At 53.1% G+C, this 11,546-nt stretch carries 11 protein-coding genes and 1 other annotated feature; of the genes, 9 read left to right on the forward strand and 2 right to left on the reverse strand.

The genetic code is table 11. The annotated features are described in order from the left end of the window. Window positions 1–7 precede the first annotated feature (7 nt). From creB to creD, 3 genes are read left to right on the forward strand one after another with little or no spacing between them, the layout of a single operon-like run. Window positions 8–697, forward strand: a complete 690-nt coding sequence (gene creB, locus B9P82_RS11340; protein ID WP_016151622.1) for a two-component system response regulator CreB — start codon at window positions 8–10, stop codon at window positions 695–697. Beyond that, window positions 697–2,121 carry a two-component system sensor histidine kinase CreC gene (creC, locus tag B9P82_RS11345; RefSeq protein ID WP_101700355.1) on the forward strand — a complete coding sequence of 475 codons (1,425 nt, stop codon included), beginning with the start codon at window positions 697–699 and terminating at the stop codon, window positions 2,119–2,121. Before creB ends, creC begins: the two co-directional genes overlap by 1 nt. A gap of 57 nt (window positions 2,122–2,178) precedes the next feature. Next, window positions 2,179–3,546 (forward strand): cell envelope integrity protein CreD, encoded by a 1,368-nt coding sequence (gene creD / locus B9P82_RS11350; RefSeq protein ID WP_046275505.1) that lies wholly within the window; start codon window positions 2,179–2,181, stop codon window positions 3,544–3,546. A 60-nt stretch (window positions 3,547–3,606) separates the two neighbouring features. On the opposite strand, the gene arcA is transcribed toward creD, so the two are convergent. Next, window positions 3,607–4,323: a two-component system response regulator ArcA gene (gene arcA, locus B9P82_RS11355; RefSeq protein ID WP_001194359.1), complete on the reverse strand. Its 717-nt coding sequence runs from the start codon at window positions 4,321–4,323 to the stop codon at window positions 3,607–3,609. Window positions 4,324–4,418: 95 nt separating this feature from the next. On the opposite strand from arcA, the gene yjjY reads away from it, so the two are divergent. From yjjY to thrC, 6 genes are all read left to right on the forward strand, one after another. Beyond that, window positions 4,419–4,559: a YjjY family protein gene (yjjY, locus tag B9P82_RS11360; protein WP_042998021.1), complete on the forward strand. Its 141-nt coding sequence runs from the start codon at window positions 4,419–4,421 to the stop codon at window positions 4,557–4,559. 399 nt (window positions 4,560–4,958) lie between these two features. Beyond that, window positions 4,959–5,645: a tRNA/rRNA methyltransferase gene (locus B9P82_RS11370; RefSeq protein WP_016155643.1), complete on the forward strand. Its 687-nt coding sequence runs from the start codon at window positions 4,959–4,961 to the stop codon at window positions 5,643–5,645. A 206-nt stretch (window positions 5,646–5,851) separates the two neighbouring features. Further along, window positions 5,852–5,978: a sequence feature (Thr leader region), on the forward strand. After that, a complete protein-coding gene (gene thrL / locus B9P82_RS11375; RefSeq protein WP_032337689.1) occupies window positions 5,857–5,922 on the forward strand; it encodes a thr operon leader peptide in 66 nt (21 codons plus the stop codon). Its footprint overlaps the feature before it by 66 nt. Before the next feature lie 23 nt (window positions 5,979–6,001). Further along, window positions 6,002–8,464, forward strand: coding sequence for a bifunctional aspartate kinase/homoserine dehydrogenase I (thrA, locus tag B9P82_RS11380; RefSeq protein ID WP_101700356.1), 2,463 nt, complete (start codon window positions 6,002–6,004; stop codon window positions 8,462–8,464). A 1-nt stretch (window position 8,465) separates the two neighbouring features. Beyond that, on the forward strand, window positions 8,466–9,395 hold the full coding sequence (gene thrB / locus B9P82_RS11385; RefSeq protein ID WP_016155645.1) for a homoserine kinase: 930 nt from the start codon (window positions 8,466–8,468) through the stop codon (window positions 9,393–9,395). A gap of 3 nt (window positions 9,396–9,398) precedes the next feature. Continuing rightward, window positions 9,399–10,685, forward strand: a complete 1,287-nt coding sequence (gene thrC / locus B9P82_RS11390; RefSeq protein WP_101700357.1) for a threonine synthase — start codon at window positions 9,399–9,401, stop codon at window positions 10,683–10,685. Window positions 10,686–10,769: 84 nt separating this feature from the next. On the opposite strand, the gene yaaA is transcribed toward thrC, so the two are convergent. Beyond that, complete coding sequence (gene yaaA, locus B9P82_RS11395) at window positions 10,770–11,543, reverse strand: peroxide stress protein YaaA (RefSeq protein WP_016155647.1); 774 nt, start codon at window positions 11,541–11,543, stop codon at window positions 10,770–10,772. Window positions 11,544–11,546: the final 3 nt, after the last annotated feature.

Below are 11,546 nucleotides of genomic sequence, written 5' to 3' on the forward strand. Positions count from 1 at the left end.
AAGCAAAATGCAACAACCGTTGATCTGGTTGGTTGAGGATGAGCAGGGCATTGCCGATACGCTCATCTACATGCTGCAGCAGGAAGGTTTTAGCGTGGAAGCGTTTGAGCGCGGGTTACCTGCGCTGGAGAAATCTCGCCAGCGTTGTCCTGATGCGATCATTCTGGATGTCGGACTACCGGATATCAGCGGTTTTGAACTGTGTCGACGCCTGCTGGAGCGGCATCCAGCGTTGCCGATCCTGTTTCTGACCGCGCGTAGCGATGAGGTGGATCGCCTACTGGGGCTGGAAATTGGTGCGGATGACTATGTTGCCAAGCCTTTCTCACCGCGCGAGGTGTGCGCCCGCGTGCGTACGCTGCTGCGGCGGGTGCAGAAATTCTCTGCTCCTTCATCGACGACGCGTTGCGGCGATTTTGAACTTAATGAGCTGGCCGCGCAGATTACCTGGTTCGGCAAGCCGTTAAACCTGACGCGCTATGAATTTCTGTTGCTGAAAACGCTGCTGTTGTCGCCGGGGCGCATTTACTCACGCCAGCAGTTGATGGATTTAGTCTGGGCCGATGCACAGGACACCTTTGACAGAACGGTCGATACCCACATTAAAACGCTGCGCGCCAAGCTGCGGGCTATCAACCCTGAGCTTTCCCCCATCAATACGCATCGCGGTATGGGATATAGCCTGAGGAGCGTCTGATGCGCATTGGCATGCGTTTGTTGCTCGGCTATTTTCTGATTGTTGCCGTCGCCGCCTGGTTCGTTTTGTCGATCTTTGTACAGGAAATTAAACCAGGCGTCCGCCGGGCAACCGAAGGCACTTTGATTGATACCGCCACGCTGCTGGCTGCGCTGGCGCGCGATGACTTGCTCTCTGACTCTCCCGCCAACGGCAAGCTGGCGCAGGCATTTTCGCAACTGCATAACCGCCCATTCAGCGCCAATATCAGCGGCATTAACAAAGTCCGTAATGAATACCATGTCTACATGACGGACGCGCAGGGTAAAGTGTTGTTTGATTCCGCAAACCAGGCTGTCGGTCAGGATTATTCTCGCTGGAACGACGTGTGGTTAACCCTGCGTGGGCAATATGGCGCCCGCAGTACGCCGCAAAACCCGAACGATCCGGAAAGTTCAGTGATGTACGTGGCCGCGCCGATCGTAGACGGCGGACGTATTATCGGAGTGCTTAGCGTCGGTAAACCGAATGCGGCGATGGCGCCGGTGATTAAACGCAGTGAACGGCGGATGTTGTGGGCCAGCGCCGTATTGCTGGGCATTGCCTTAGTGATTGGCATCGGGATGGTATGGTGGATAAACCGCTCCATCGCCCGGCTGGCGCGCTATGCCGACTCCGTTACCGAGAATCGCCCCGTCCCACTGCCTGATTTAGGTAGCAGCGAGCTACGTAAACTGGCGCAGGCGCTGGAAAGTATGCGACTGAAGCTGGAGGGCAAAAACTACATTGAGCAGTATGTTTATGCGTTAACGCATGAACTGAAAAGTCCGCTGGCGGCCATTCGCGGCGCGGCTGAGATTTTGCGCGAAGGTCCGCCGCCGAACGTGGTTGCGCGCTTTACCGATAATATCCTGACGCAAAATGCGCGCATGCAGGCGCTGGTCGAAACCCTGTTACGCCAGGCGCGGCTGGAGAATCGACAGGACATTACGTTGACGCCAGTGGCGGTAGATGCGCTGTTTGCTCAGCTCAAAGAGGCGCGTAGCGTGCAACTGGCGGCAAAAAACATCACGCTTACCATTATGCCTTCATCGCTTAGCGTCGCCGCCGATCCTGCGTTACTGGAGCAGGCATTGGGGAATTTGCTCGACAACGCTATCGACTTCACGCCACAGGACGGGACGATTACGCTGAGCGCGCATCAGCAGGATGAACTGGTCACGTTGCAGATAATCGACAGCGGCAGCGGGATCCCCGACTTCGCGTTGCCGCGTATTTTTGAGCGTTTCTATTCGCTGCCCCGTGAAAATGGGCATAAGAGCAGCGGTTTAGGGCTGGCGTTTGTCAGTGAGGTTGCGCGACTGCACGAGGGGACGGTGACATTGTGCAACCGACCACAAGGCGGCGCACATGCCTCGTTTACGCTTCACGCTCACTTCACATAACTTCAAATTCTCCGCACAAAGCTGTTCTACCTTGCTGATATTGCAAAGGAGAACGCTATGTTTAAATCACCCCTGTTTTGGAAAATAGTCACCTTAGGTGGCGCAATACTGCTGCTGTTAATTCCGCTGACGATGGTCAGGCAGATCATCGTGGAGCGATCGGATTACCGTGATGAAGTCGAAGATGCTATCCGACAGAGCACCAGCGGGCCGCAAAAGATGGTAGGACCGTTGATAGCCATTCCGCTAACGGAGCTTTACACCTCACTGGAGGATGGCAAAGAAATCCAGCGTAAGCGTAGCTATATCCATTTCTGGCTGCCGGAATCGTTGGTAGTTGAGGGGAATCAGAACGTTGAAGCGCGTAAAATCGGTATTTATGAGGGCCAGGTCTGGCACAATGATGTTTCGGTGAAGGCTGAGTTTAACGCCGAACGGTTGGGTGATTTAAATCATCCTAATATCAGCATTGGCAAACCGTTTATTGTGGTTGGCGTGGGGGACGCGCGCGGGATTGGCGTGGTAAAAGCGCCGCAGGTCAATGGAACGTCGCTGGCCGTTGAGCCTGGGACGGGGCTGGATGGACGTGCGCAGGGGATCCACATTCCGCTACCCGATGCGAGCTGGGCTGAGCAAAATCTGAGCATGGCGTTGTCGCTTAATTTGAGCGGAACCGGCGATTTCTCCGTCGTTCCGGTTGGACGTAACAGTGAAATGACCTTAACCAGCAACTGGCCACATCCCAACTTTCTTGGGGACTTTCTCCCGGCTAAGCGCGAAATTAGCGAATCAGGATTCAAGGCTCAGTGGCAAAGCAGCTGGTTTGCGAACAACCTCGGCGAGCGCTTTAACGACGAAAAGATTGGTTGGCTGGGCATGCCAGCGTTTAGCGTCGCCGTCGCCACGCCTGCAGATCAGTATCAGTTAACGGACAGGGCAACAAAGTATGCCATCCTGCTGATTGTGCTGACCTTTATGTCTTTCTTCGTCCTTGAAAGTATGACCAATCTGCGCCTGCACCCGATGCAGTATCTGCTGGTGGGGCTATCGCTGGTAATGTTTTATCTGCTGCTGCTGGCACTGTCGGAACACATTGGTTTTACGGCGGCGTGGATAACGGCAAGTCTGGTGGGGGCGTTGATGAACGGTGTGTATCTGCAGGCGATATTGCAGGGCTGGCGGAACAGTATTTTGTTCACCGTGGCGCTGCTGGGGCTGGATGGTGTGATGTGGGTGCTGCTACGTTCACAGGATAGCTCTTTACTGCTGGGAACCGGCGTGCTGTTGTTCGCGCTTTGTGGGGTCATGTTCCTGACGCGTCATCTTGACTGGCACTCGCTGGCACAGCCAAAAGCAAAGCCAAAATCTACAGAACTTCCAGAGCTTCAGCCTGCGCAGAGCGACGAATTTCGCTTGTGGAAATAGAGCGGTAGGGAAATGAAAAACGGCGCATAAAGCGCCGTTTTTATACCAGTGAGGATTGAATTAATCCTGCAGGTCGCCGCAGAAACGGTAGCCTTCACCGTGAATGGTGGCGATGATTTCTGGCGTATCCGGCGTTGATTCGAAATGTTTACGAATGCGGCGGATCGTCACGTCAACGGTACGGTCATGCGGCTTCAGTTCGCGACCGGTCATTTTTTTCAACAGTTCTGCGCGAGACTGGATTTTGCCCGGATTCTCACAGAAGTGAAGCATGGCGCGGAATTCGCTGCGTGGCAGTTTATACTGCTCACCGTCAGGACCAATCAGAGAGCGGCTGTTGATGTCCAGCTCCCAGCCATTGAACTTGTAGCTTTCGACGCTACGGCGTTCTTCGCTGACAGTACCCAGGTTCATGGTACGGGACAGCAGGTTACGAGCACGGATAGTCAGTTCGCGCGGGTTAAACGGCTTGGTGATGTAATCGTCTGCGCCGATTTCGAGGCCGAGAATTTTATCGACTTCGTTATCACGGCCCGTCAGGAACATCAGCGCAACGTTAGCTTGTTCGCGAAGTTCGCGCGCTAACAGCAGGCCATTTTTCCCAGGCAGATTGATATCCATAATCACAAGGTTGATATCATATTCAGAGAGAATCTGATGCATTTCCGCGCCATCTGTCGCTTCGAATACATCATAGCCTTCTGCTTCGAAAATGCTTTTCAACGTGTTGCGTGTTACTAACTCGTCTTCAACGATAAGAATGTGCGGGGTCTGCATGTTTGCTACCTAAATTGCCAACTAAATCGAAACAGGAAGTACAAAAGTCCCTGACCTGCCTGATGCATGCCGTAAATTAACATGATCGGCGTAACATGACTAAAGTACGTAATTGCGTTCTTGATGCACTTTCCATCAACGTCAACAACATCATTAGCTTGGTCGTGGGTAGTTTCCCTCTGGACCCGACAGTGTCAAAAACGGCTGTCATCCTAACCATTTTAACAGCAACATAACAGGCTAAGACATGCCGGACACCCAATAAAACTACGCTTCGTTGACATATATCAAGTTCAATTGTAGCACGTTAACAGTTTGATGAAATCAACGTATCCAAATGTTTGCTTTCATCACAAAATTGCAATATTACAACTAGTTGCACGAGCAAATTAATAAATGTAATGAATCCAACCGGTGCGATCCATTTTAAATTAAATTATCATGGATAAACAGAGGGATATGCAACTTTTGTTAACATAAAAAGCAATAGTACACCCGGGAAATAGTTTAGCATTTTTTAATGGATGCGAAATGCTTTTTCAGTGATTTCTGTTAAAAATATGTAAATTCGCACTGCGTAATATGTTGAAGCACGTCACATTATTCCTTGCAGACTGGCCAAAAAGAGTATCGAAATGCGTTTAACAATTATTCTGGTTGCCCCCGCCAGAGCGGAAAATATTGGTGCGGCTGCCCGCGCTATGAAGACCATGGGGTTCACCCAATTACGCATCGTTGACAGCGAAGCCCACCTGGAACCCGCCACGCGATGGGTCGCGCATGGTTCTGGCGATATTATTGATAATATTAGCGTTTTTTCAACGTTAGCGGAGGCGCTGCACGACGTAGATTTTACCGTCGCGACCACTGCGCGTAGTCGGGCGAAGTTCCATTACTACGCTACGCCGGTCGAACTGGTTCCTCTGCTGCAGGAAAAATCAACGTGGATGGATCACGCCGCGCTGGTTTTTGGTCGTGAAGATTCAGGGCTGACCAACGAAGAATTGGCCCTGGCGGATGTACTCACCGGTGTACCTATGGTGGCTGACTATCCTTCACTCAATTTGGGGCAGGCGGTGATGGTGTATTGCTATCAATTAGCAGGTTTAATACAACAACCCGTCAAAAACATTGAGGTGACGGATGAGCTTCAGCTACAGGCATTGCGCGCGCGCGTTTTGCGTTTATTAGCCACGCTGAACGTTTCTGACGACATCAAGTTGACGGACTGGCTGCAACAGCGAATGGGTCTGTTAGGGCAGCGAGATACGGCAATGTTGCACCGTTTTTTACATGATATAGAAAAAAGCATCACGAAATAAAATATCGACCTACATTTGTTGCGTGGTGTTTTGCTCTGGATTCAAGTAGGGGTGACATACTGTATTGGTCGAAACTAAAAGGGCAAGCAGTCGCTCGTGAACAAGTTTCGGAATGTGACCAATTTAAAAATTTATTGACTTAGGTCAGCAGATACTTTAACCCTAAAAGAATACAGGACAGATAATAAATAATTACAGAGCACACAACATCATGAAACGCATCAGCATCACTATTACCACAACCATCACCATTACCACAGGTAACGGTGCGGGCTGACGCGTACAGGAAACACAAGAAAAAGCCCGCACCTAAACAGTGCGGGCTTTTTTTTCGACCAAAGGCAATGAGGTAAACCATGCGAGTGTTGAAGTTCGGCGGTACATCAGTGGCAAATGCAGAGCGCTTTCTGCGGGTTGCCGATATTCTGGAAAGCAATGCCAGACAGGGGCAGGTCGCGACCGTTCTCTCTGCCCCCGCAAAAATTACCAACCATCTGGTGGCGATGATTGAGAAGACCATCGGTGGTCAGGATGCTTTAGCCAATATCAGCGACGCCGAACGCATTTTCTCTGAGCTGTTGGTGGGTCTTGCCGCCGCGCAACCGGGTTTCCCGCAGGCTCCGCTCAAAGCCTTTGTTGAACAAGAGTTTGCACAGATTAAGCACGTCCTGCACGGTATCAGCCTGCTGGGTCAGTGCCCGGACAGCATCAATGCTGCGCTTATTTGCCGTGGTGAAAAAATGTCGATCGCCATCATGGCTGGCCTGCTGGAAGCGCGCGGGCACAACGTGACGGTCATCGACCCGGTAGAGAAATTGCTGGCGGTAGGTCATTACCTCGAATCTACCGTTGATATCGCCGAATCTACGCGCCGCATAGCCGCCAGCCGTATTCCTGCGGACCATATGATTCTGATGGCAGGATTTACCGCCGGGAATGAGAAAGGAGAGTTAGTGGTGCTGGGGCGTAATGGCTCTGACTACTCTGCCGCCGTACTGGCCGCCTGTTTGCGCGCCGATTGTTGTGAGATCTGGACCGATGTCGATGGCGTATATACCTGCGATCCGCGCCAGGTACCCGACGCCCGACTGCTGAAGTCGATGTCTTATCAGGAAGCGATGGAGCTTTCTTACTTCGGCGCTAAAGTGCTGCACCCGCGCACCATTACCCCTATTGCCCAGTTCCAGATCCCGTGCCTGATTAAAAATACCGGCAATCCACAAGCGCCCGGCACGCTTATCGGTGCCAGCAGTGATGATGACGATTTGCCGGTAAAAGGGATTTCTAACCTCAATAACATGGCGATGTTTAGCGTCTCCGGCCCTGGGATGAAAGGCATGGTGGGGATGGCGGCGCGAGTTTTTGCCGTGATGTCGCGCGCAGGCATCTCGGTGGTGCTGATCACCCAATCCTCTTCTGAATACAGCATCAGCTTCTGCGTCCCGCAGGGCGACTGCGCGCGTGCGCAGCGCGCCATGCAGGATGAATTCTATCTCGAACTGAAAGAAGGTTTGCTGGAGCCGCTGGCGGTGACTGAGCGTCTGGCGATCATCTCGGTCGTTGGCGATGGTATGCGCACGTTGCGTGGCATCTCGGCGAAATTTTTTGCCGCGCTGGCTCGCGCGAACATTAATATCGTGGCAATCGCCCAGGGCTCGTCTGAGCGTTCCATTTCGGTAGTGGTGAATAACGACGACGCGACCACTGGCGTGCGTGTGACCCATCAGATGCTGTTCAACACCGATCAGGTGATTGAAGTATTTGTCATTGGTGTTGGCGGCGTGGGCGGTGCGCTGCTGGAGCAGCTTAAACGTCAGCAAACCTGGCTTAAAAAGAAGCATATCGATCTGCGCGTGTGCGGTGTGGCGAACTCGAAGGCCCTGCTGACCAACGTCCATGGTCTGAATCTGGAAAACTGGCAGTCGGAGCTGGAAAGCGCGAAAGAGCCTTTCAACCTGGGGCGCTTAATTCGTCTGGTGAAAGAATATCATCTGCTCAATCCGGTGATTGTCGACTGTACTTCAAGTCAGGCGGTCGCGGATCAGTATGCGGATTTCCTGCGCGAAGGCTTCCATGTGGTCACGCCGAACAAAAAGGCCAACACGTCGTCGATGGATTACTACCATCAGCTGCGTTTTGCAGCGGCGAAGTCTCGTCGTAAATTCCTGTACGACACCAACGTAGGCGCGGGCTTGCCGGTAATTGAGAACCTGCAAAATCTGCTCAGCGCGGGCGATGAACTGCAACGTTTCTCCGGTATTCTTTCTGGTTCGCTGTCGTTTATTTTCGGCAAGCTGGATGAAGGAATGAGCTTCTCCGAGGCCACCACCATGGCGCGTGAGCTGGGCTATACCGAACCCGATCCACGTGACGATCTATCCGGTACGGACGTGGCGCGTAAGCTGTTGATCCTGGCCCGTGAAACCGGTCGTGAGCTGGAGCTTTCTGACATTGTTATTGAGCCGGTCCTGCCGAAAGAGTTTGATGATTCCGGTGATGTTCCCGCGTTTATGGCGAAATTGCCGCAGCTGGATGACGCCTTTGCCGCGCGTGTGGCGAAAGCCCGTGATGAGGGGAAAGTATTACGCTATGTTGGCAATATTGAAGAGGATGGCGTCTGTCGCGTAAAAATAGAAGCAGTAGACGGCAACGATCCGCTGTTCAAAGTGAAAAACGGTGAAAACGCGTTGGCGTTTTACAGCCACTATTATCAGCCGCTACCGTTGGTTCTGCGCGGATACGGCGCGGGTAACGACGTGACGGCGGCGGGCGTATTTGCCGACCTGCTACGTACCCTTTCATGGAAGTTAGGAGTCTGACATGGTGAGAGTTTATGCCCCGGCTTCCAGCGCCAATATGAGCGTCGGGTTTGATGTGCTCGGAGCAGCGGTAACTCCGGTGGACGGTTCGCTGTTAGGCGATGTGGTATCCGTTGAGGCGGCTGACCATTTCAGCCTCAACAACCTCGGTCGCTTTGCCAATAAGCTGCCGCCTGAGCCGCGAGAAAATATTGTCTACCAGTGCTGGGAGCGATTCTGTCAGGAGCTGGGTAAAAGCGTTCCGGTGGCGATGACGCTGGAAAAAAATATGCCGATTGGCTCCGGGTTAGGCTCCAGCGCGTGTTCCGTTGTGGCGGCGCTGGTCGCCATGAACGAGCATTGCGGTAAACCGCTCAACGATACGCGCCTGTTGGCGATAATGGGTGAGCTGGAAGGGCGTATCTCCGGCAGTATTCATTACGATAACGTCGCCCCGTGCTTTTTAGGCGGTATGCAGTTAATGATCGAAGAAAACGGCATTATCAGCCAGCAGGTGCCAGGCTTTGATGAGTGGCTGTGGGTCCTCGCGTATCCGGGGATTAAAGTGTCGACGGCAGAAGCGCGGGCGATTTTACCTGCGCAGTATCGCCGTCAGGACTGTATCGCCCACGGGCGGCATCTGGCTGGGTTTATCCATGCCTGCTATTCCCGTCAGCCAGGGCTTGCCGCGAAGCTGATGAAAGATGTCATTGCTGAGCCATACCGTACCCGCCTGCTGCCAGGCTTTAGCCAGGCGCGTCAGGCGGTAGCGGAAATCGGGGCGCTGGCCAGCGGTATCTCCGGTTCGGGGCCGACGCTGTTCGCTTTGTGCGACAAGCCGGATACGGCGCAGCGTGTAGCAGACTGGCTGGGTAAAAATTATCTGCAAAATCAGGAAGGCTTTGTTCATATTTGCCGGTTGGACACGGCGGGCGCACGGGTACTGGGATAATCAATGAAACTGTATAATCTGAAAGATCATAACGAACAGGTCAGCTTTGCACAGGCCGTCACACAAGGGCTTGGCAAGAATCAGGGATTGTTTTTTCCGCACGATTTGCCGGAATTCAATCTGTCAGAAGTCGATGAGATGTTGAACCAGGATTTCGTTAGCCGCAGCGCTAAAATCCTTTCCGCATTTATCGGTGATGAAATCCCACAGGAGATTCTGGAACAGCGCGTGCGTGCGGCGTTTGCCTTCCCGGCACCGGTTGCTCAGGTTGCCGCGGATATCGGCTGTCTGGAGCTGTTCCACGGCCCAACGCTTGCATTTAAAGACTTTGGCGGGCGCTTTATGGCGCAGATGCTGACGCATATCAGCGGCGACAAACCGGTCACCATTCTGACGGCGACCTCTGGAGACACTGGTGCGGCAGTCGCACATGCCTTTTATGGTCTGAAAAATGTGCGCGTGGTGATCCTTTATCCGAACGGCAAGATTAGCCCATTACAGGAAAAACTGTTCTGTACACTGGGTGGCAATATTGAAACCGTGGCGATTGATGGCGATTTTGATGCCTGTCAGGCGCTGGTGAAACAGGCGTTTGATGACGAAGAGCTGAAGGTCGCTTTGGGGCTGAATTCGGCTAACTCAATCAACATCAGCCGTCTGCTGGCGCAAATCTGTTACTACTTTGAGGCCGTGGCTCAACTGCCGCAAGAGGCGCGTAATCAACTGGTTATTTCCGTTCCCAGCGGCAACTTTGGCGATCTGACTGCCGGGCTGCTGGCAAAATCACTGGGCTTGCCGGTGAAGCGTTTTATCGCGGCGACCAACGTCAACGATACGGTTCCACGCTTTCTTGCACAAGGTGAGTGGGCGCCGAAAGCGACTCAGGCGACGTTGTCGAATGCGATGGATGTCAGCCAGCCAAATAACTGGCCGCGGGTGGAAGAACTGTTCCGCCGTAAAATCTGGCGTCTGAATGAGCTGGGTTATGCCGCTGTTGACGATCCCACTACTCAGGACACGATGCGTGAGCTGCATGAGATGGGGTACACCTCAGAACCGCATGCGGCGGTGGCTTACCGTGCGCTGCGTGACCAACTGAACCCTGGCGAGTACGGCCTGTTCCTCGGTACTGCGCATCCGGCCAAGTTTAAAGAAAGCGTTGAAGAGATTCTTGACCTGACGCTGGCTCTGCCAAAAGCGCTGGCGGAACGCGCGGACCTGCCGCTGCTTTCTCATCACCTGCCTGCTGATTTTGCTGAACTGCGCAAGCTGATGATGACCCGCGGTTAACGGTTGTGCCCGCTGGCGCTTTGCTTAGCGGGCCTACAAAACCTGTCGGCCGGATCGGGCGTTCGCCCCCATCCGGCCTTTTTACTACTGCTCCTGGCGCTTAAACACCAGTTCGCCATTTCCTGACGCTTCTTCATCAAAGAAATAGCCTTCGCTGTTAAAGGCGGTCAGCTGTTCTGGCTGCGTTAAGCGGTTCTCAATAATGTAGCGACTCATCAGGCCGCGCGCTTTTTTGGCATAGAAGCTGATGACTTTGAACTTACCGTTCTTCTCGTCGAGGAAGACCGGTTTGATAAGCTCCGCATTGAGCTTTTTCGGCTTCACGGATTTAAAATACTCATCCGAGGCGAGGTTAATCACTACGCTGTCGCCTTGCGCTTCCAGCGCTTCGTTAAGTTTATCGGTGATGGTATCTCCCCAGAACTGGTAGAGATCTTTACCTTTCGCATTGGCCAGACGAATACCCATCTCCAGACGGTAAGGCTGCATCAAATCCAGCGGACGCAAAACGCCGTACAGCCCGGACAACATCCGTAAGTGTTGCTGAGCGAAGTCGAAATCCGCTTCGCTGAAGGTTTCAGCCTGCAGTCCGGTATACACGTCGCCTTTAAATGCCAGAATGGCCTGGCGCGCGTTTTCCGGCGTGAAGTCAGGCTGCCAGTCATGGAAACGCGTGGCGTTCAGATCCGCCAGCTTGTCGCTAATTCCCATCAGCTTGCCAATTTGCGGAGCAGAGAGTTGGCGCGCCACGTGAATAAGCTGCTGAGAGTGATCCAGCAGTTCGGGCAATGTATGACGTGTCGTTGCCAGCGGACTTTGGTAGTCGAGCGTTTTTGCAGGTGAAATCAGAATCAGCATATC

This window comes from Citrobacter sp. L55, from assembly GCF_002850715.1.
In the GTDB taxonomy this organism is placed as follows: Bacteria; Pseudomonadota; Gammaproteobacteria; order Enterobacterales; family Enterobacteriaceae; genus Citrobacter; species Citrobacter braakii.